Annotated in this window: 16 protein-coding genes; 8 read left to right on the top strand and 8 right to left on the bottom strand. The window is 53.1% G+C overall.

Annotated features, from left to right (window positions below; genetic code table 11):
• Positions 1–4 precede the first annotated feature (4 nt).
• Together VMF88_10285 and VMF88_10290 are read right to left on the bottom strand one after the other, a co-directional pair.
• Positions 5–1,555: a glycosyl hydrolase family 28 protein gene (locus VMF88_10285; GenBank protein ID HTY11447.1), complete on the bottom strand. Its 1,551-nt coding sequence runs from the start codon at positions 1,553–1,555 to the stop codon at positions 5–7.
• Positions 1,556–1,733: 178 nt separating this feature from the next.
• The gene (locus VMF88_10290; GenBank protein ID HTY11448.1) at positions 1,734–2,996 is read right to left on the bottom strand and encodes a mannanase; all 1,263 of its coding nucleotides are present in this window, start codon (positions 2,994–2,996) and stop codon (positions 1,734–1,736) included.
• Between the two features lie 457 nt (positions 2,997–3,453).
• Between VMF88_10290 and VMF88_10295 the strand changes: the two genes are divergently transcribed.
• Positions 3,454–4,749 carry a hypothetical protein gene (locus VMF88_10295; protein ID HTY11449.1) on the top strand — a complete coding sequence of 432 codons (1,296 nt, stop codon included), beginning with the start codon at positions 3,454–3,456 and terminating at the stop codon, positions 4,747–4,749.
• 194 nt (positions 4,750–4,943) lie between these two features.
• Here VMF88_10295 and tnpA read toward each other — a convergent pair whose 3' ends face one another.
• The 3 genes from tnpA to VMF88_10310 form a co-directional block, all read right to left on the bottom strand.
• A complete protein-coding gene (gene tnpA, locus VMF88_10300) occupies positions 4,944–5,414 on the bottom strand; it encodes an IS200/IS605 family transposase (protein HTY11450.1) in 471 nt (156 codons plus the stop codon).
• 1,004 nt (positions 5,415–6,418) lie between these two features.
• Positions 6,419–7,279, bottom strand: a complete 861-nt coding sequence (locus tag VMF88_10305; GenBank protein ID HTY11451.1) for a polyphosphate kinase 2 family protein — start codon at positions 7,277–7,279, stop codon at positions 6,419–6,421.
• Positions 7,280–7,319: 40 nt separating this feature from the next.
• A complete protein-coding gene (locus VMF88_10310) occupies positions 7,320–9,758 on the bottom strand; it encodes a glycosyl transferase (GenBank protein HTY11452.1) in 2,439 nt (812 codons plus the stop codon).
• Positions 9,759–10,202: 444 nt separating this feature from the next.
• Between VMF88_10310 and VMF88_10315 the strand changes: the two genes are divergently transcribed.
• From VMF88_10315 to VMF88_10345, 7 genes are read left to right on the top strand one after another with little or no spacing between them, the layout of a single operon-like run.
• Entirely contained in the window at positions 10,203–10,853 is a 651-nt protein-coding gene (locus VMF88_10315) for a hypothetical protein (protein ID HTY11453.1), read from the top strand.
• Between the two features lie 21 nt (positions 10,854–10,874).
• The gene (locus VMF88_10320) at positions 10,875–11,558 is read left to right on the top strand and encodes an ABC transporter ATP-binding protein (GenBank protein ID HTY11454.1); all 684 of its coding nucleotides are present in this window, start codon (positions 10,875–10,877) and stop codon (positions 11,556–11,558) included.
• Between the two features lie 21 nt (positions 11,559–11,579).
• Positions 11,580–12,806: an FtsX-like permease family protein gene (locus VMF88_10325; GenBank protein ID HTY11455.1), complete on the top strand. Its 1,227-nt coding sequence runs from the start codon at positions 11,580–11,582 to the stop codon at positions 12,804–12,806.
• A gap of 15 nt (positions 12,807–12,821) precedes the next feature.
• On the top strand, positions 12,822–13,589 hold the full coding sequence (locus VMF88_10330; protein ID HTY11456.1) for an outer membrane lipoprotein-sorting protein: 768 nt from the start codon (positions 12,822–12,824) through the stop codon (positions 13,587–13,589).
• Positions 13,586–14,869: a hypothetical protein gene (locus VMF88_10335; protein ID HTY11457.1), complete on the top strand. Its 1,284-nt coding sequence runs from the start codon at positions 13,586–13,588 to the stop codon at positions 14,867–14,869. The genes VMF88_10330 and VMF88_10335 overlap by 4 nt, the downstream gene beginning before the upstream one ends.
• Positions 14,866–15,900 carry a histidine kinase gene (locus VMF88_10340; protein ID HTY11458.1) on the top strand — a complete coding sequence of 345 codons (1,035 nt, stop codon included), beginning with the start codon at positions 14,866–14,868 and terminating at the stop codon, positions 15,898–15,900. Before VMF88_10335 ends, VMF88_10340 begins: the two co-directional genes overlap by 4 nt.
• A gap of 9 nt (positions 15,901–15,909) precedes the next feature.
• The gene (locus tag VMF88_10345; GenBank protein HTY11459.1) at positions 15,910–16,656 is read left to right on the top strand and encodes a LytTR family DNA-binding domain-containing protein; all 747 of its coding nucleotides are present in this window, start codon (positions 15,910–15,912) and stop codon (positions 16,654–16,656) included.
• Between the two features lie 128 nt (positions 16,657–16,784).
• Here the strand turns inward: VMF88_10345 and VMF88_10350 are convergent, their stop codons facing one another.
• The 3 genes from VMF88_10350 to VMF88_10360 all read right to left on the bottom strand — a co-directional run bounded on the left by VMF88_10350 (position 16,785) and on the right by VMF88_10360 (position 21,749).
• Positions 16,785–17,810 carry an SGNH/GDSL hydrolase family protein gene (locus VMF88_10350; protein ID HTY11460.1) on the bottom strand — a complete coding sequence of 342 codons (1,026 nt, stop codon included), beginning with the start codon at positions 17,808–17,810 and terminating at the stop codon, positions 16,785–16,787.
• Positions 17,811–18,151: 341 nt separating this feature from the next.
• The gene (locus VMF88_10355) at positions 18,152–19,453 is read right to left on the bottom strand and encodes an MFS transporter (protein HTY11461.1); all 1,302 of its coding nucleotides are present in this window, start codon (positions 19,451–19,453) and stop codon (positions 18,152–18,154) included.
• A gap of 439 nt (positions 19,454–19,892) precedes the next feature.
• Positions 19,893–21,749 carry a right-handed parallel beta-helix repeat-containing protein gene (locus tag VMF88_10360; GenBank protein HTY11462.1) on the bottom strand — a complete coding sequence of 619 codons (1,857 nt, stop codon included), beginning with the start codon at positions 21,747–21,749 and terminating at the stop codon, positions 19,893–19,895.
• Between the last annotated feature and the right edge of the window lie 13 nt (positions 21,750–21,762).

Below are 21,762 nucleotides of genomic sequence, written 5' to 3' on the forward strand. Positions count from 1 at the left end.
CGGGCTATTTTTCTTTCACGTTGTCTTTCGACACTGAAACGCCCACCGGCGTTATTTCATAGTCCTTTCCGTCGCGGAGGAGCACGGGGACAGCTTTTGTGTTATTTGGGGCGCCGGTCCCATGGAAACCGAGAATTCTTACACCGTCAAAGTGATCCACTTCGATGCCGTTCGTGAAGTACGGCTCTTTCATCGGGTCCCATGTGAGGTCGAAATTTTCTACCCGAAGATCTTTGACATACTGGGCATAGAAACCCGGAATATCGTGCGAGAAGAGAGAGAGCTTCGGATCCATCACCGGACGGAGGTCAAAATTCCCGCCGCTGATCTCATTTAACGGACTATCACCGAGGTGAAAGCGGACGTCTGAGAATGAGACATCTTCGATCACGCTTTCATCCGTCCCGTACACAACGATTCCCGACTCCCCCTTGCAGACGACATTCTCAAATTTAATGTTCTTCATTTTTCCGAGCGGAACATCCTTCGTCAGCCGCACCGAAGAGAGCTGAATCGGCTCCCCGTTTCCCCACCAGTCGCCGGTGAAGAGCCGGGTCTCGATGAGAATATTCGAAAAAACGACATTTTCGATCCCCCCTTGATCACGGACAAACAGCCCGATGCCGCGGTTCGAATTGGTGATCACGATATTGCTAAAGGTGAAATTACGCATCGGGTTTTGGTCGAAGCCGCCGATCCTGATGGCGGCAGAACGGGAAACCAGCGTGCAATTGGTGACGGTGATGTTTTCGCATGTCCGCTTTAGGAATTTGTATCCCGGCAGGTCGAAGTGATGATTATAGCCGGTAAGGACGATGCAGTCATCCCCGGTCCGGATATCGCAGTCGGAGATGACGGCGTTGCTGCACGACGTCAGGTCCATCCCGTCGTTGTTCGGCACAAGAAGGTTGCCGTAGATCCGGAGTCCCGACAGAATAATCCCGTCGCAGTCCGCAAGATGGAGGGTCCAGAAGGGCGAATTCATGATCGAGATATCGCGCAGAGTAACTTTTTTGCAGTCGGAAAAGATGATCATCTGGTATGGACGATCCTTCGGCACAAGCGGCCCGTCGCCGAGACCGCCGGAAATATGCCTGAACATATCCCCCTGCCTCGACCACATCGTTCCGGTATGGTCCATTTTTTTCGCCGAGTCGATCACCATGTACGCGTCGCCGTTGCCGTCGATCGTCCCGTGGCCGGAGATAGAAACGTTCTCGGCATCCTGAGTGAAGAATAAACCGACTCTTCTTCCGTTGAGCAAATAGTCGCCGACACTGGAACTTCCTTTCACTACCGCCCCGGCTTCAAGGTAGAGACAGACATTTGAACGAAGCTGGAGGGTGCCCGTAAGATAGATCCCGGGAGGGACATAGACAGTTCCTCCTCCCAGAGCCTCCGCCGAATCGATGGCGTGTTGAATCGTTCTGGTGTTGAGCGTCGTGCCGTCGGATATTGCGCCCATTTCGCGCACGTCGATCTGTTTCGCTTCCGCCCGAATGCCGAACGCCATTATGATCCCCAGTAACAACAGGACTGATGCAAGTCTCTTCATTGTGCAACCTCTTTACGAATAATTGGAATTTTTGTCGACCACGCTGTCACTTTCCGGGAGAACCCGATTAAAGAGATCCTTCACGGCCCGGACGGAAGCGCGCGCCTGAACGAGCCATAAATCACCGCGACCGAATTGAGAGCATCCTGTTCGCACCGTTGTCATGCCGTCAACGATTTCACCGTATTGCGCTGACGCTGATCGAATCCGCGATGCCGAGGCGATTCATTTTCATTGCGTGATCGCGGATGATGGCGATCGTCGACATATCAGAAATGAATATGGAATTTCTCCCCTGCGGCTCCTGCGGCGGATCCCCGGTGAACGGATCTCCTTTTTTCCACATGAAGTCGGCGTTCTGCGATTTTCCTTCGCCCCCCCATCCCCAAAAATTCGAACCGGCGACCGGCGTGCCGGCCTGCGCGGAATCGTAAAGGATCGAGAGAATTTTTGCATAGTACCGGTCGCGCGCCGTCGTCGGAGTCCCTTGCGCATAAGCTCCCGAATCCCTACCCAAACCGAACTCCTCCATCACCATCGGCTTGTTCAATTCCCTCGCGTACTGAATGTGCTTTGCAATGTAGTCGGTCGCTTTTTCAATCGACGGCGGAAGGGTCTCCTCAAACTTTTGGGGGTTGAACCATCCCCAGTTGAGCGGCCAGAGGTGGATGGTGAGGTAGTCGATATTGTGAGAACGATGCGCCGTGAGAACGCACTCGGGAGACTGGATGCTGCCTGCGAGTCCCTCGTTTCCGGAACACACAAGATGGTTTGTGTCGAGCGATTTGATGTAGCCGGCTGTGCCGTCGATCCAGCGGTAATAATACGGAAGAATGTTTGGTGCGTCGGCTCCACCGGTCCCGGGGCGAGGTTCGTTCGCCAGCTGCCACGACATGATCGCCGGGTCATCTGCATACACTCTGCCGTTGACCGTATTCTTGCGCGTGACAACGCTCTTTACGTACGACCGGAAATATCCGTTCGCTCTTTCATTCTGATAAAAAGTCGCGGAATAATCCATGAACTTTTCCCAGCCGTCGGTTTCGGGGTCAAGGGCATGGGAATTGTCGGCCCAGGCAACATATTCGGACATCCCCCCGGACCATTCCCAGTAGTTCGTCAGATAAAGCACCCCCTTCATATGCCGCTTCGCCATTTCGGCGAGAAGAAAATCCAATCCTTGCAGCAACGAGTCGTTCACCTCGCCCGGCCTCCGGACAATCGCAGGTTGTACCGCCCGAAGTTTTTTTGATGCTTCCGAACCGGCGAGGACCCTGAGGTTGTCCAATCCGATCGCATGGAGCGAATCGAGCTCGCGAAGCAGGCGGGGACGGTCCCCCGTTTCTCCGGGGGAACCGAGATAGCAGCCGTACCAAAGATTCGTACCGGCGTAGTAGTACGGTCTGCCGTTGCGAGTAAAGTGCGTTCCGCTCACTCTCACGAAAGCGTCCTGCTCTTCCTTCGGAACAAAGGTGGAACACGAGGAAAAAATTGCAGCGAGGAATAGGAAAAATACCGTCCTGCGCACCATTCGCATCTCTCTAACGAAGTAAAGAATCATTAAAACAACATTTCTGGAAGCTGGATCTAAAGTTAATTTTTGTTCGGAATGTGCTTGCAACTTTCATCCTGAACGAAACGAATGACAATGAGCAGGCTGAGCACCTGCAGAATGACATCATGAGGAGCTTTTAGGACAGTTTCTAATGTTACGGCACAAATTATGCCAATGATGGTTCACTTGCACCGAGATTTCGCCTGAATGTTGATTCATTTTCGCCGATGGCCCCGGGACCCGATCAAAGCGTCTATTATATTGATAAAGATTATTATAGTGATAAACAGGGGCAATTTATGTATTTTCAATTTGCCGATTGAGTTTAGCAGTGAATCATACTATGCAGAAAATTGTACATATAATTTTCTATTCTTCCGTCGCGCTGATCGCCGCAAGCCTGCTGCTCATCCATCTTCCGTCGGCCAATCCGGTCGCAGTATTCGGAGCGGTCTTCATCGCCAGCTCGGTCATTTATTCTCTCATGGCCTGGACCCTGTTCCGTGTGAAGATCTCCAATGCTGTTCTCTATTCAATGCTCGCTGCGGCTCTAGCGATACGGTTGACGTTCATCTCGGTCAGTCCGATCGGCTCGGAGGATGCGTACCGGTACATGTGGGACGGGAAGGTAGAAGCGCACGGGATCAACCCGTACCTTTATTCAGCCGTCGACCCCCGGCTGGATGCTTTGCATTCCTCTCTCCTTCCCGGGGCGATGAACCATGCGGATCTCAAGACGATTTATTTTCCGCTGAGCGAATGGGTCTTTCATTTCTGTTATTACCTGAGCGGCGAATCGTTCTGGGGGTACAAAGCAGTGCTGCTTCTTGCCGAAGCCGGAACATTCGCGGTACTTTTGCTTTTTCTTCCTTTGCTGGATATCCCGCGCAAATTCATTTTATTGTATGCGCTCTCTCCTCTTCCCATCATAGAGTTTGCCGTGGACAGCCACATCGACGCGGTCGGCCTTCCGCTGCTTCTGGTTTCGCTCTTCCTTTACTTCAGGGAGAAAAAGATTCCATCGTATGTTCTGCTCGGGTTGTCGATCTCTATTAAGCCCGTCGGACTGATCATCCTTCCGGCCCTGTTCTTCTTTGAGAATGGATGGCGGAATAAAGTTTACGCTCTTCTTCTTCCACTGATGACCGTCGGAGCGCAATTCCTTCCGTACATTTTTACGTCAAACCCGTTCGAGACATTATTTTCCTTCACCAAGAATTGGAGCTTCAACGGCGCAGTCTTCGAGCTCGTCTATCTCTATTTTCAGGATAATCAGACGTCGCGGCTGGTGTGCGCAGGGATGGTTGCAGTTTTCATACTCATCTTGAACGTCAAACGGAGAGACCTGCTGCATACTGTCTATTTCTCCTTACTCCTCCTGATGCTTCTTTCCCCTGTCGTCCATCCATGGTACGTCGCCTGGGTTGTCGCTGTGCTGCCGGTCATGAGGAAATGGTCCGGCATAGCGCTCGCCGCAGGAGCAAGCCTGACGAGCTTTACGGTGATGAATTATCGCTTGACCGGTGTCTGGCAGCAGTATCCGACGGCGATGGTGATCGAATATCTTCCCGTGGCGGTGCTATTGGCTGTGGAGTTGCGGGGCTATTTCTTTACAAGGGATAACTATTCTGCCGTGTGAGAGAAACTTTTCTCGCGTCTTGTACTGGCCCTATTCTACAGCGGCCCAAGTTTCAGGCAGGCGGTATTTAGGTCCATTTTCAAGGATCAATTATTTCATGGAACTGGATACATGCATGTCGTCGCCCCGCAAGGGCAACGCTCCCTGTAAAATGCCCATCCCAAGTACATCTATCAAGCCCCGTCAGAGGCGGCTTATCCCTGGAGATCATCCGATGAGAACACATAGCGTTCGTCATATTCGACAGCGTACTGCTTCAACATCGACAGATATTCATCGCGGAAATGAATTTTGGCGTGATGCTCTTTTTGTTTTTCGATGTATTTGACAACGCGGACAATGTCCGAGTGAGAGCATGAAAACGCCCCAAAGCCTTCCTGCCAATTAAACCTCCCACGCACCCAATTCCGTTTGTTGACAAATCCTGATGAACCTGCCTTAATGTCTCTCACTAAATCGGACAATGTGATCGTGGGCCGCATCCCGACGAAGATGTGGATATGATCCGCTGTTCCATTGATTGCAATCAATTTCTGATTGCGGTTTTTGACAATCCCGGTGATATATTTGAACAACTCATCCCTGCATGATTCCGGAAGCAATGATTGTCTCCCCTTAACTGCAAAAACAATGTGGATGTAAATCTGTGTGTAGGTGTTTGCCATATTCCCCCTATCGTAGGCCGCTCCTACGGAGCTGTGTGGTTTTTTTGACCTTACATTCTACAGTTAGTTCGCGCCTACGGCGCTTGAGCGCCGATGAGTTTGTGTTTCAAAAGTGGGGAGCGTTCGATAGATCGTTCGTGCGTACGGTGCTTGAGCGTCAATGAGTTTGCGCAGCAAAAGCGGGGAGCGTTCGACAGAACATTCACGTCTACGGCGCTTGAGCGTCGATTAGATTGCGCAGCAAAAGCGGGGAGCATACGACAGACCATCCACGCCTTCGGTGCTTGTGCGTCGATGAGTTTGTGAAACACCAATGGGGAGCGTTCGATAGATCGTTCGTGCGTACGGTGCTTGAGCGTCAATGAGTTTGCGCAGCAAAAGCGGGAAGCATGCGACAGACCATCCACGCCTTCGGTGCTTGAGCGTCGATGAGTTTGTGAAACACCAGTGGGGGAGCGTTCGATAGATCGTTCGCGCGTACGAAGCTTGTCCGTCAATGAGATTGCGCAGCAAAAGCGGGGAGCGTTTGTCAGAACATTCACGCCTTCGGTGCTTGGGCGTCGATGAGTTTGCGCAGCAACGGTGGGGAGCGTTTGACAGATCGTTCGTGCGTACGGTGCTTGGGCGTCGATGGGTTTGCGCAGCAAAAGCGGGGAGCATACGACAGACCATCCACGGCTTCGGTGCTTGGGCGTCGATGAGTTTGTGAAACACCAGTGGGGAGCGATCGACAGAACATTCGCGCGTATGGTGCTTGGGCGCCAATGAGTTTGCGCAGCAAAAGCGGGGAGCGTTCGTCAGATCTTTCGCGCGTATGGCGCTTGGGCGCCGATGAGTTTGCTCAGCAACATTGGGGGGGGGGGGCCGTTGGGCAAGGCATGGCACGTGGTTCCGGCCGGCATTCAAATTATCTCATTCCCAAACTCCGTTTCGGAACACATTGTTTCCGAAGCTGAACTTTCACCTCTCGTTCCCAAGCAGAGATTGGGAACGAGGCAATCAACTTATTCCTCCATCAGCTTCCTCTTGCTCTCTTCCAACTGCTTCAGCTCGTCCTTTCCCAACGATGGGAATTTGAGCTTCAATCCTTCAAGCGTCTGAACGATGATCTCCGAGATCACCAGACGGGCGAACCACTTTTTGTCGGCGGGGACAACGTACCACGGCGCCTTTCCGCTGCTGGTTTTCCTGATGACTTCTTCGTAACACTTCTGGTATTGATCCCAATACCCTCGCTCTTTGATATCCGCTTCCGAAAATTTCCAGTTCTTCGACTTGTCGTTGATACGCGCGAGGAGCCGTTGTTTCTGTTCTTCTTTTGAAATGTGAAGGAAAATCTTGATGATGATCGTTCCGTTCTCGGACAGATACTTTTCAAAATCTTTTATCTGACGGAAACGTTGTTTCCAAATGTCTTTCGTGACAAGTTCGGCAGGAATTTTCTGCGTGGCGATGAGGTCGTGGACGCGCACGACGAGAACTTCCTCATAATACGACCGGTTGAAGATGCCGAACTGTCCCCGCTGCGGCAGGTTTTTGTGCGCCCTCCAGAGATAATCGTGATTCAACTCCTCCGCGGAGGGCTGCTTGAAGCTGTGGACTTCGGTCCCCTGCGGATTAAGTCCGGTCATCACATGCTTGATCACGCCGTCCTTCCCGGCAGTGTCCATCGCCTGGATGATGATCAGCACGCTGTATTTGTCCTGCGCGTAGAACTTCGCCTGCAGCTCCTGGACGGTAGCGATGTTCTTCTCGAGGATCTTTTGCGCTCCTTCTTTCGAGCGTACCTTGCCCGAAGAATCGGTTTTGATCTTTGAAAGATGGAACTTCGATCTACCGTCGACCGTAAACTCGGAAATGTTCATAAATAATTCTCCGACGCTTGTTCAAACATTATTGTTCCGCTCATCCCATTTCAGCTTCAACGGCATGTTCCTTCCCGTCGTTGATCACAGGCAGAAGATTGCCTTCGACCGTCTTCCCATCTAGCGTGAGCTTCCTTATCCCTTTGCTTACTCCTTTGGGATTGCTCACGGTGAGGTTGTAGGTGCTGTTTCTGAATTTCCGCACGACGTTGAATTTTTTCCAAACCGTCGGGATACAGGGGTCGATGATCAATCCGTGATAATCGGGCCGAATCCCTAAGATATACTGTGAGAGCGTCACGAACGACCAGGCCACCGTTCCTGTCAGCCAGGAATTCTTCCCCTCGCCCGGCGTCGGAGCATCCCTGCCCGCCGTCATCTGGCTGTAAACATACGGCTCGGAGCGGTAGATATCGATCTGCTCTTCTTTGGTGGGAGGGCAAATGCTCATGTAGTATTCCATCGCCCGGTCCCCCCGCCCGATCATCGTTTCGGCGATCTGAATCCAGGTGTTATTGTGCGTGAAGATGCCGGCGTTCTCTTTGTACCCGGGCGGATACGAACTGACTTCTCCGAGATGGGTGTGATATTTTTGGAACGCGGGCTGCTGCAGAATGATTCCGTTCGGCGTCGCCAGATATTTTTGCACGCTGTCGAGCGCTTGTTTGGCGTAGCCGTTCTCCAGGCCGGCTCCCCCCAGGACACACCATCCCTGGCTCTCGATGAAAATTTTCCCTTCTTCATTCTCCGTCGAACCAAGTTTCTTGCCGTACGAATCGTAAGCGCGCAGGAACCACTCGCCGTCCCAGCCGTGCCTGTAAATTGTCTCCCTCATCCCGGCAGAATGTTCTCTATAGCCGGCCGCCTGATCCGTGAGGCGCAGATGGTTGAGCAGCAGCGCCATTTCATCGCATGCCCTGCAGAACAGTCCGGCGATCATCACCGATTCTGCAATCTTGTCGTTCTCGATGTGCCCGGCAAGCTGAAAGCTCTCCCCCGGAGTCGTCGAGAAGCAATTCAAATTGAGGCAGTCGTTCCAATCGGCATGGCCGATGAGCGGCAGGCCGTGCGGCCCGCGATGCTCCAGCGTGTATTGCAAGGACCGGTGGAGATGGTCCATGAGTGTGGCTTTTGAATCGGGAACATCCGCATAGACCGTTCTTTCGTTCAGAATTGCGGCATCTCCTGTTTCTTTGATGTAGGCAGACACCGACAGGATCAGCCACAACGGATCGTCGTTGAACCCGCCGCCAATATCGGCATTCCCTTTCTTTGTGAGGGGCTGATATTGGTGATAGCACGTGCCGTCGGAAAGCTGAGTCGCCGCAATATCCAGAATGCGCTGACGGGCTCTCTGCGGCAGCATATGGACAAACCCAAGAACGTCCTGGTTGCTGTCCCGGTATCCCATCCCCCGTCCGATCCCCGATTCATACAACGAGGTCGAGCGGGACATGTTGAACGTGACCATGCATTGGTACTGATTCCAGAGATTTGCCATCCGGTTCACGATGGCATCGGGCGTATCGGCCCGGTAAGAAGAAAGCAGTCCATCCCAATATTTCTTGTGTGCATCGAATGCCCCGAGGACCGCGGAGGAGCTTGCAAACCGCGCTTTTACCTTTTCGAACTCATCCTTTCTGATCTTTCCGCCGGCAAGAAATTTCTTGTCCGTCGGATTCTCTCCATAGCCGAGAATGAAATCAAGTCTCTTCGACTCTCCCGGCTTTATTGCGAGGTCAATTTGGTGGACGGCAATCGGAAGCCAGCCGTATGCCGTGCTGTTCATGCAGCTTCCCGCCATCACCGCCTGGGGAGCCTCCAGCCCCTGATGGACGCCGACGAATGCGTCGCGGCTCGAATCGTAGCCGGAAACTTTTTCGCTCGAAGTGAAGTAAGCGTAGTGATTTCTCCGCTCCCTGTATTCGGTAATGTGGAAGATCGTGCCGTTGTCAATTTCCACCTGGCCTGTGGAATAATTCCTCTGGAAGTTCGTCATATCGTCGTTCGCTTCCCACAAGCACCATTCGACGTAGCTCCATAACCTGATATTTTTCGGATGCTTTGAACGATTCGTGACCTGAACATGCCAGATTTCATTCCTCGCGTCGAGCGGAACAAAATAGAGTACCGAAGCTTCCAGGTCGTTTTTGACGCCGGTTATTTTCGTGTATCCCAATCCATGCCTGCACTCGTACGAATCAAGAGCAACGCGCATCGGCTTCCACATCGGGTTCCATACGGAATCGCCGTCCTTGATATAGAGGTACCGTCCGTTGCTGTCCATCGGAATATTGTTGTAGCGGTAGCGGGTCAGCCGGCGCATCCTCGAATCCTGGTAGAAGCAATACCCCCCTGCCGTGTTGGAAATAATTCCGTAGAAGTCGGACGTCCCCAGGTAATTGATCCAGGGGAGGGGCGTATCGGGGCGCGTGATGACGTATTCTTTTTCTTTATCGTCAAAGTGTCCGTATTTCATGCAGTTCCTCGGTTGTTCTTTGTAGTGCCCTCAGCGAAAACAGGTCCCTTTTCCGCGGAGAGGGTTGCGCGGAGCAAGGAAAAAGTTCTCTCGATGATGAGTGAATAACTCTTCGCGGGAATACATTATCGTGTGCAGGGACGAGCGGAATTCATGGTTCGAGCCAGTTCATGGGCAGTTGTTGAGCAGCTCACAGAAGCCCCGCCGCGAGAAGCTAATACATGGAAAGTAGGGGATAATTGACCAAAAGGCAACAGAACGGACTCCGCGTCCATCGAGGAAGAAACGGCAAAAGTGATTGTCGGACCTGATTTTTCATCCTTCCGCTTTGCATTTCATCCCTTTGTTTTGTCATCCCGTCGGAATTGACTTAGTTATTCTGTGCCTCTCCATTATCTTGCACCATGAAATTACGTTGCACTCAATCACATAAGGAGGGACGCCATGATCCAGAAAATAACTACGATGATCTTTCTCTCTTTGTTTTTAGCGGGGATCTCCCGAAGCCAGGATGCCGCGAAAGATCTCGAAGCGGCGCTTGCGCAGAATCCCAATGATGTCGGGACATTAATAAAACTCGGCATTCAGTACCATGACCAGGGAGTAGCGGGAAATGACGACGCCGTCGACAAAGGGTTTACCTGCTTTGACAAAGTTCTCGTCCTTGACCCGTCGAATGCTGTCGCGCTGGCGTACCGCGGAAGCCTGTGGACGCTTCGTGCCCGCGATGCATGGTGGCCCTTCACCAAAATGAAGGACGTTGACAAAGGCGTCGATGAAATGGATAAGGCCGCCGATCTCGCTTCGGACAATATTACCGTGCGCGTTGTCCGGGGAATCAACGGCGTCAATCTCCCGTCGATGTTCCACCGGCTTCCCGTCGCGCTCAAAGACTTCGATTATCTGATGAACGATCCAAGGTTTGCGCATCTCGATAAGCATCTCCAGGCGACCATTTATTGCTGGGCAGGGATCGCCTACAACAACGACGGACAAACGGCAAAGGCAAAAGAGTTGCTGCAAAAAGCCCTTTCCGCAGAGCCGGGGTCGGACATCGCCCGAAAAGCAGAGAACGAATTGAAGAAAATTTCTTAAACGAAACCCGGAGAGACCACAATGGATCCACTTGTCCGCGCGAACGCTCTTTCAAAAACGTACAAACTCGGGAAATCCGAGGTCCCGGCCCTCCACGATCTGACATTGGGGATCCAGGAAGGCGAGTTCACATCCATTTCCGGCCCGTCGGGAAGCGGAAAAACGACGCTCCTGAATATTCTCGGACTTCTCGATTCTCCGACGACCGGAAGCGTTTTTCTCGAGGGGACGGAGGTCAGATACAACGGGTTGACAAACCTCCACCGGATCCGTCTTGAAAAATTAGGGTTCATTTTTCAGACGTTCAACCTGATCCCTGTTCTCACGGCGTACGAGAACGTCGAATACCCTCTTCTGCTCACAAAAAAGTCATCGGCAGTTCGAAGAACGGCAGTTGAAAGAGCGCTGAAAGACGTCAGGCTCTGGGATCATCGCGACCACAAACCCAACGAGCTTTCGGGCGGACAGCGTCAGCGCGTGGCGATCGCACGCGCCCTCGTCAATAACCCGAAGATCGTGCTTGCCGACGAGCCGACGGCGAACATCGATTCCGTCACCGCCTCCGAGATCCTCGACCTGATGCGCACGCTCAACGAAGAAGAGAAGGTGACATTCCTTTTCTCCACCCACGACCCGCTCGTTCTGCAGTATGCACGGAGGGTCGTCAAGCTTCACGACGGTGTTTTGACCAACGGCCAGCATTAACAGACAGAGGAGAATATTACCATGTTCAAGTTCATCAAGCTCGCAACAAAGAACGTGTTCCGGAACCGCCGCAGAACGATCATCACCGGGCTGGTGCTCGTTTTCGGGGCGACCGCGTTGATCCTTGCCGGCGGATTCATCTCCTTCTCGTTCAGAGGGCTGAGCGAATCGACCATCCGCGGACAGCTGGGGCATATCCAGATCTATTCAACAGAAGCGCTGCAGCGCGAGGAAGAACGTCCGCTCGAGCTCGGCCTCGACAGCATCGACGTGCTGAAGAAAAAGATCCTCGTCCAGGATCACGTCCGCTTTACTATGGCGCGGATCGAGTTCATGGGATTGATCTCGAACGGCGATAAATCGGCGGCATTCCTCGGACGCGGCGTGGAGCCGGAAAAAGAGACGAAGCTGGCCGGCTTTGCCCTTGCGGTCGATACCGGAAAATTCCTGGGAGAAACCCAGGCAAACGCTCAGGAGAACGAAGTGGTTCTTGCGAGAGGCTTGGCAAAATCGATGAAGGCCAAGATCGGCGATTATCTCACGCTCATGACGACGACATCCAAAGGGGCGCTGAATGCTGCTGATGTGAAGGTCGCGGGAATATATTCCACCGGCGTTCCGGAGTACGACGAGCGGGCGTTGATGGTCAACCTCTCGACGGCCCAACAACTGCTCAACTCGCAGAAAGTCTCCAAGCTCGTGGTCGTGCTCGATGAAACGGACAAGACCGAAGAAGTCGCTTCGAAACTTGAGGAGATCCTTCCCGGAATGAAAGCCCGGCGCTGGTTCGACATGGCGACATTTTACAACGCTGTCGTCCGGCTGTACAACAACATCTTCGGTTTCCTAGGCGTCCTCATTTTCGTTGTCGTCGTGCTCAGCAGCTCGAACACGATGATGATGTCTATTTTTGAGCGGACAAAGGAGATCGGCACGCAGCTTGCGGTCGGTACGTCGCCGGCGCGGCTGTTGACGAATTTCCTTTACGAAGGGCTGATCATTGGAGCCATGGGAGGGCTTGCCGGACTTGTGTTCGCGTATCTTGCGGGCCTGCTGATCAACTCCTCCGGCATCGTGATGCCGCCGCCCCCCGGAGGGACGCGAGGCTATCCGTTGATCGTTGATTTTGTGCCGTCGGTCTTCGCCGGAGTATTTCTGCTCATCACGGTGACCACAGTGATTTCGACAATTTTTCCGGCCTACAAAGCCTCCCGATTGAAGATCGTCGATGCCCTCGGACATGTTTGAAAAAGGAGAAACGGAATGAAACGGTGCCGCAACATTATCTTTATCGCCGCAGCAATCATTGCAAGCTTTTCCGTGCTGCATTCGCAAAAAAGCGAGGAGCAGAGCAGCGCCAGACCTACGGGGGACGAGATCCTGCGTCTCTCCGACCTGAACAGGAACGGCTGGACTTCGTATTCCGTGATGACGACCATATTGAACTACGAGGACAACGACCTGAAAGAAGAAGGCCTGTTTGAAGTGAGCATGAAGGGGATGGACAAAACGCTCGTCAAATTCATGAACGCAGACGTCAAGGGGGAGTATCTGCTGATGGTCGAGGACGACATGTGGATCTACATGCCGAACACCCGCAAGCCGATCCGCATCACGCCGTTGCAGCGGCTCATGGGAAACGCATCGAACGGCGACGTCGCCCGCACGCGATACGCGGAAGATTATTCAGCCAGGATCATCAAGGAAGAATCGGTGGAAGGGGTTCCCTGCTACCTCCTTGAGCTGAATGCAAAACGCGACGGCGCAACCTATAAGAGAATCGAATACTGGGTCGAAAAAGAGACCAAGCGTCCGAAGAAAGCCGAAATGTATCTCCTCTCCGGAAAGCATTTCAAGTCGATCACGTTCGACCGCTACGAAGAGGTTTCCGGCAGAACGCTTCTTACGCAAATGACGATCACCGACAGATTGCGCGAGGGAAGAACGACGATCATGAAATATGCTTCGTACGCCGAAAAACAGATGCCGGAAAAATACTTCAACAAAGATTACCTGGAGAAACTGCGGTGATGCCGCCGGCAAAAATATGCTTGTTCATCACGGCCGTCGGTGTTGCCGCAATCCGAACAGATGCGCAGGAACTCGCATACCGTTTCTCGGTCGTTGACGAGGGGACGCTCACGAAACTCAACCTGACCACTCCTCTTAACTACCGGAACCAAATTCTGCCGCAGCCTGTGCAGGGAAACGATGCAATAACAAACCTCTTTTTGGGCTACGGCGGTTTATCGACCTCGCTGAACCTGAACGCGTCCGCGAACAACCTTAACCCGCCTGATTACAGTTTTGCGATCCGGGAGCTTTCATACGACCTCTCCTTGTCGGATAATTTCGATGTCACCGTAGGGCGAAAGATCCTCAAATGGGGGCCGGGGTATGCGTTCAATCCGACGGGCGTCGTTGAACCTCCCCGTTCTCCCTCCGACCCGTCGGACCGTCTCGGCCAGAATATTGGCCGCACGCTCGTTCTGATAAATGCGTTCGCCGGCAAAAGCTCGCTGACCCTGGTCTACCTGAACGATGCGCAAATCGAGTCCGGAGCTTTTCATTGGGGAACACACGACTATGCGCTCCGTGCGTATACGTTTCTGAGCGGGCTCGACCTTTCGGGAATTCTGCACTACCGGCAGGGAGACCGGCTTGAAGCGGGAGCAAATTGGTCGTACGTCATCGGCGATAATCTGGAGCTCCACGGAGAGTTTCTTGCGAAAGAAGGCTCGTCGATGTTGTTTCACCAAATATTGTGGTCGGACAACGCCGATCAAATCTACTCTTCAAACCCTTATATTGAGCGCTACAGCAATTCAAGCGAGATCTTCTACAAACTTCTTCTGGGGGAGCAATACACCTTCGAGAACGGATTGAACATTGCCGTCGAATATTACCGGAACATGGAAGGATTGAGCAGTTCGGAATGGAATCAATGGATGAAGTTTGTTAAATTCCAAAACGGCATTCAGCGGGGGGCGGTGGTTGTGCCGCCGGAACTGGTGACGCCGTCGCGCAGCAATCTTTTATGGGCGCTCGAAACGCTTTCTCCCCGCGGCACGCTGCGCGATTATCTTTTCGGGCGCGAATACTATTCCGACGGCAGATGGAGCCTCGAGTTTATCCAGTTAATGAACGCCGACGATGCAAGCATCGTTTTAGTGCCCACGGTAACGTACAGAATATCGCAATACCTGTCGCTCTACACGCGGTTCACGAAATTCCTCGGGAAGAGTGATTCAGAATACGGGGCGCTTTTTATCGACAACAGCACCAATCTCGGAATTCAATTTCAGCTATGAAAAAAAGAGACCTGATCCGGACCTTCTTTTTTTGCGGCATCATCACGGTAATTTTGGCGGCAGGTTTTATCTATAATGACCCGCGGCATTGGGAAAGCGCGCTCTTCAGCACGTTCATTTTCTCAATGTCCATCGGTTTCTCAATCCATTTTCTTACGCACTACTTCGCCCCCAGAAGCGAACAATGGGGAAGACTTGTCAGGATGATCTTCCTCTTTTTCCTTTTTCTTCTCGGAGGACTCATCGGCACAGAGGTTGGCCTGGGCATTCACGTCGCGACGTTCGGATATCGATTTACCTGGAAAGATCAATTCCCGCTTTTGACCATGAATCTGGTCTTCTCGGCCGTCTTCGGAACGATCGCCGTCATGTATTTTACGTTGAGAAGCACCGTCGAGCGGATGGCCAGGCAGCTCAAAGAAAAGGAATTGAACGAGGAGCGGCTGACGCGTACGACCATGGAAGCGGAACTGCGGGCGCTGCAGTCGAAGATCAACCCCCATTTCCTCTTCAACACGCTGAACTCGATCGCAAGCCTGATCTCCGAAAATCCGAAAGCCGCAGAATCGACCGTCGAAAAGCTCTCCGACCTTTTTCGTTATACCCTCAAGAGCGCCGAAAAAAATATCGTGAGCGTGGCTGAAGAGCTTGACATCGTACGGACATACCTTGAGATCGAAAAGGTCCGGTTCGGCGAGAGATTGCACTACGACATCTCGTGTGACGACGCGGTGCGGGATTTCATGATACCGGCATTGATCATTGAACCTCTGGTCGAAAACAGCATCAAACACGGCCTTGCTTCGCAGGTCCAGGGAGGGAACATTGCGGTGGAGGTCAAAAAGAGCGGCGGCAATTGCCTTATCTCGGTGATCGATGACGGGAAAGGTGTCGACGGCCTTGATACCTCGAACGGGTTCGGGTTGAGAAGCGTCGAAGAACGGCTGCAGCTCCGGTACGGCACAAAGTCCTCGCTCCGCCTCGAGCCCGATGAACGGACTCATTTTCTGATCACGATCCCGCTTTCGTGAGGACTCCGTATGCATCTTCGGGCAATGATCGTGGATGACGAAGAGCTGGCCCGCAAGCGCCTTCGAAAAATGCTGGAGAGCTACCAAAAAGACCTGGAGATCGTCGGCGAGGCTCAGAACGGCGGAGATGCGGTGGAAAGGATCGAGGAGCTTCGCCCCGAACTTATTTTTCTCGACGTGCAGATGCCCGGGTTTGACGGGTTCGAAGTTGTCCGCCGGCTCCGCTTCAAGCCGTTCATCGTTTTCACCACCGCGTACGACGAGTATGCGTTGAAGGCCTTCGAGGAAAACTCGGTCGACTATCTCCTCAAGCCCATCGAACAGAAGCGTCTCGACAAAACGATCGAAAAACTTGAGCGCATCACCTCATCACCCGCGCCGCGCTTCAATGAAAACATCGAACGCCTCCTTTCGCATCTTGCGTCCCCCCCGCTGAAGCGATTACAGGTTACGTCGGGCGACAAGATCCTTCTAATCGACATCGCGAGCATCGTCTATTTCGAGGCAAAAGACAAATATACGTTCCTGCACACAGCAGAGCACGAACATATCGTCGAGATGACGCTGGCCGAGCTCGAAGAAAAGCTCGACTCGCATGCTTTCGTCCGCATCCATCGTTCGGCGATCGTTAACGTGAGCTTTATCCGGGAGATGAAAAAGTGGTTCGGCGGAAAATTCAAGGTCCATCTCAAAGATAAGACCGGAACGGAGCTTGTTGCCAGCCGGGGATATGTCGACCGGCTTCGGAATTTGTAGGGTCCGTTCTCGACACGGAGGGAGCGGTCCAAGCGGGGAATTTCGAGATCACGGTAGGAAGAACCTCCGCAGAGGTTCTGCACGGCATCCTGAACGTAAAGAAGAAAACGGCGGGCCGGTGAGCAGGTTCACCAATTCATCCGCAGGCGGACCGCCGGGACAATGATGTCCGCCATTTTTGCCATCCCCAGGATATTTGGATGCCGGTCGCATCCCCAGTCGGCGTCGGTCAATGCGTCCTTAGCGATCGGTATGAAGTAGACATCGCGGTATCTCCCCCTCATTTTTTGCTGCGCTTCAACGACTTCCTTGATGTACCCGGTGCACGGCTCCCCGATCATCGGACCGGAGATGCAGAAGATCGTCACGCCGCGGTACAGCGTCCGCACCCGCTCGATCAGGCGGCTATAGGCGCTTTGAAAAACGTCCTTATCCGGATAGGGCTGAGTTGAAAAATCATTCGTTCCGAGATTGATGACAACGGCCTGCGGGTCCCAGTTCCTGAAATTCCATTTCGTCGTAGAATCGAAATAGCACGTCCGGTCATACAATGCCGGCATTGGATTGGCCGACGTTTTGCTGCTGTTGCCGTAATTGCGCACGACGCCCCGTCCGGAGTATGAAATCAGATGGTATTCGGCGCCAAGAGCACGCGCCGTTATCCCGGCATACGACATGCAGGCGTTCTCCGTTTGCGGACTGAAATGACAGTCGGGACTGTCTCCTTCCACTCCAAATCCCGAAGTGATCGAGTTGCCGATAAATTCGATCCGGCGCACGGGACGCTTTTCCGGAGGGAGAAGCTTCTTTCCTTTGTCAAGGACAAATCCCATGAATTCCCCTTTGCCGACAAGAGGCTCCGTCCTTTTCTGAACCATGATTGAATGCGGAACCGAATCGGATAATTCGGAAGCGAGGCGGTACAGCGTCGTCACCGTGTCCGTTATCAACAGCTCCGGGGCATGATCGTCGACGATCACGGCATATTCGTTATGATGATCCTCCAATCGGATGGAGCAGCTTGACCCTTCAAACCGCGCGCTCATGGACACTCCGGCCCAATCGAATACGGCTTTTTTGGGGTTCGAAAAATCGAACCTTCCGACGTATTGAATGCCCGGGTCATCCGCATCGATGACGCCGGTGCTTTCCATTTCGTGCCTGGTCAAATCGGACGAACAAGAGATGAATTGGACTAAAAAGAGAAAGGAAAGAAGAGCGTGAGGAAGGTAACTAGGTTTGGTCATCATTGAGATCAGTCTGGATCGTTAAACGGTGTCGGTCAATCCGCAGGATGCAGTTTCGCGGACGCTCCCTGGGGGATGCTTCTGGCATTCGCTGCGCTCAGCATTAGAGTGACTCAACTTTCGTCTCCGTCATTCCGCGCATCATAGCCAAAAAGTGTTGCTGGAATCGACGTGATTTGATTTTGTTCACGCTTCAGCGGCGCTTGTCTCATCGTCGCCAGGCCGCAAAACGGCATTCACTCGATCCCCTAAATCTCAATTTCCTTCATCTCGGGGACAAACAAATTGATGACGAAAAACGCCGCCAAGTACGCCATCCCCGCGACAACGAATAGCGGAACATAGCTGCCGGAAATTTGCAGAATAAAACCGGCCGCAGTTGCAATCAGCATCCCTCCCAAAGAACCTGCCCAACCGCCCAAACCGACGACAGAGCCGACCGCTTTTTTCGGGAACATATCCGAAACAGTGGTGAAAAGATTTGTCGACCAGCTTTGATGAGACGCCGTCGCCAGGCCGAGCAGGACTATGGCCCACCATTGTGAGACTGAAGTTACGAAAATGATCGGAACAACACAGAGTGCGCTGATAAGCATCACACGTTTGCGGCTCTTGTCGACGCTCAATCCCCGTTTGATGAACGCACCGGAGAGCCAGCCGCCGCCAACACTCCCGACGCTGGTCATTGTGTAGATCACGATGAGCGGGATACCCATATGGGCGAGGTCGAGGCCGAACCGCTGGTTGAGGAATTTTGGCAGCCAATAGAGATAGAACCACCAAACGGGATCCGTGAGAAACTTACCGGCAACGAACGACCAGGTTTGTCTGTACTTCAGCAGCTTGAGCCACGGAATCTTTTCGTGCTCAATACCGCTCTGGTCCGACTGAATATATGCTCTCTCCTCTTTGGACACCCGTTTGATCTGCTCGGGGAGCCCGTACATCCGCCACCAGAACAATATCCAGATCAGCCCCAGAAGCCCGGTAAAGATGAACGCCTCCCTCCATCCCCATGTCAACGCGATCCATGGAACGAACGCCGACGCTACGATCGGAGCGACGTTAGCGCCCGCATTGAACCACCCGAGAGCGAATGCCCTCTCCTTTTTGGGGAACCATTCGGCCGTTGTTTTAGTGGCTGCGGGAAAGTTTCCGGACTCGCTGGCGCCGAGCAAAAACCTCGCTATGCCGAATCCGAAAACCGTACGGACGAGCGCATGCCCCATCACGAAAACGCTCCATAAAAAGATCGACGACGCATAGCCGAGTTTTGTTCCTATCTTGTCGATGATCGGTCCAAAGAAAAGCATGCCGAAGGCGTAGGCCAGCGAAAAGGCCGCAATAATGTAGCCGTATTGGATCTCATTCCAGCCTATTTCTTTTTGCAGCACGGGAGCTAAGATCCCAAAAACTTGCCGGTCAATGTAAATGATCGTCGTTGCGAAAAAGAGAAGAGCGCAGATACGCCACCGGTACGTGCCGGCGCGCGGGCTGGGGTTGCTCTGCAACTTTGCTGAGAATGTGTATGTGCTGGGGGGTTCGGTCATTGTCGTGTTCGTAAAATTACAACTGCAAGATCGGGGGAATGATATTCACCGCGGCCGGTGGCCTCTGAAACTTGATCCAGGCCGGATGAGAAGGTTTGAGTCGACGAGGACAGTTCGTGCCGCCACGATCGGACCGGCAAAGGGCCTCTCGCACTCTTTCCCTTTGAAGGAACAAAGATCGACAACGGCTGTATAAAATGCCAATGAAATTTTCGACAATCGCCTGTGCAATCTTTCCGAAAATATTAGAAGTTGTCTCAAAAATAGTTTCCACGCAGAGTGTACATCCAGATGCCCCCCATGACACTGCACCAGCGAGGAACTTCAAAGCTGCATTGACATGGATTCTCTGCTCCGTCCAGAATGAAAGTGATCTGTCTGAGCTCCTTCAGAATGACATCATGAGGAATTTTTCACGATAGCTTCTCGGGATTGCGGATTATTGCATCGGTGGAAAAGCGCCTACGTATCGTTCGGACTTCTTTTCCTGCCCGATGAGCTTCCTGATCTCTTCGGGCGTTTGGCCGCCGGACGTCGCGCCGGGAGCTCCGGGGATCAGCTGATAGTTGTTCAATTGAACGCTCTTGAAGGAGGGTCCGTCATAATTGAGATAATATCTGCTGTTGGCCTCAAACTCCGGATAGACCGCCCGAAGGCTGTCGACGGAGTTGAATCCCGTCTGGCATTTTGCGTTCTGTGCCGGGCTCCAGACGATCAACGGATACGGCGTTTTCTCGATCCCGCGCTCAAAAATATTGTGGTCGAATTGGCTCAACGCCGGCTTGGAAAGGCGCTCGCACAACGACGCCGGCTGCCAGACGAAGAGGAGCGGCCGCGTAAAATTCTTGTCACCGGTCAGAAGATTGTTGACGAAGACGTGCCCTTCCCGCTTCTCGACGCCGGGGCCGGTGCTGGAATGCCATCCGAAATGATCGCCGGCCGGGACTCTTCCGTTCCGTCCAATGCATGCCATGCTGTTGACGAAGGTATTATTGTAGATGCGCGTGTTGGAACTGTTGAGGATCATCATGCCGTGGTCGCAGTTGACAAAAACATTTCCGGCGCAGACCACGCCTTTCGAGATCTCAAAGAAGAATCCGTTGTCGCTCGGCCACGCCTGTTCGGTCGACGTCGTGGCTTCGACATGACCGACGTTTTCAACCCAGTTGTCCACGAAGACCCCGTCCACTTCGCCGACGTCGTACCAGATACCGTTCGAGTTCGGAAGGTCGATGATCAAATTGTTGCGGCACGTCGCCCGGTAGCATTGGTTGAAGATCTTCACCGCCGCAGGATAATAACCGGTGATGTGTTCGATGTTGTTCCGCGTAAAGATATTTCCTTCGAGCAGGATGTCGTTCGACCCGATCACGTAGACTCCTTCGGTACTCGTATCGCTGACTTTACAGTGACGCATCGTGAACCGGTCGCCGCGAAAATATCCGGCAACCCGCGAGCAGAATGTGATAGTGCAATTTTCCAGCAATGAGCCAACGACATCCTTCCCGTGTGCGGACTCTTCGGACAATGCGGCCGGGTCGGTCCCTTCGATCTCGAGGGCGCGGTACGCATATTGGGTGAACGTGACCCCGCGGATCGTGTATCCTTGATGGTCGGATTTTTTCCCGTGGACTTCGCTGGTTGTCCGGAGGATGCCGACGTTGAATGCCGTGATCTCCACCAGCCGGTCCTTCGGGTCGGCGCCGATGTACACCATGCCGGAGTCATAGTCAATGTAATACGTGTTCTGATCGACCTCTCCTTCCCATCCAACTGCTTGGAGGAACCTTCCGTCCACAAAGACCATATCGTTGTTGAAAAGGTAGAGCGGAGTTTTCTTCCCCTCCCGGTCGCGCTGCCACCAGTTGTCCGGTTTAGACGGAAACAAGTGGGACCATTTTGTCACCCAAAGGCCATTGCCGAGATTCTGCCAATCTGCGGCGACAAATGATCCCTTCAATACCGGTTCTTCGTCTTCATACGGCTGAATCGTGATTCCCTGATTCAGGACGAGGTTGCCGGTGCGGTATACGCCGCCGCGCATGATGATCGCATCGCCGGTGCGGACCCGTTCGATCGCGGATTCCAGCGATGTCGGGCTTGTAAGCGCTTCGCCGGAGGCCTCGGATTTCCCGTCCACCGCAACATAGTAGATTCTATTTGCTCCCGACGGCAGTTCGTACCGCTGCTTGATCGGACCGTACGGTCCTCCGGACGGCTGAGCCGACGCCCATGTCAGGAAAAGAGAGAGAGAAAGAAGGGCCCCGGCGAAGAAAAACTGCAAAAATTTGATCATCGGTTCGCCTGCA

This window comes from Bacteroidota bacterium, from assembly GCA_035506275.1.
Taxonomy (GTDB): domain Bacteria; phylum Bacteroidota; class Ignavibacteria; order UBA10030; family UBA8401; genus JAGVPT01.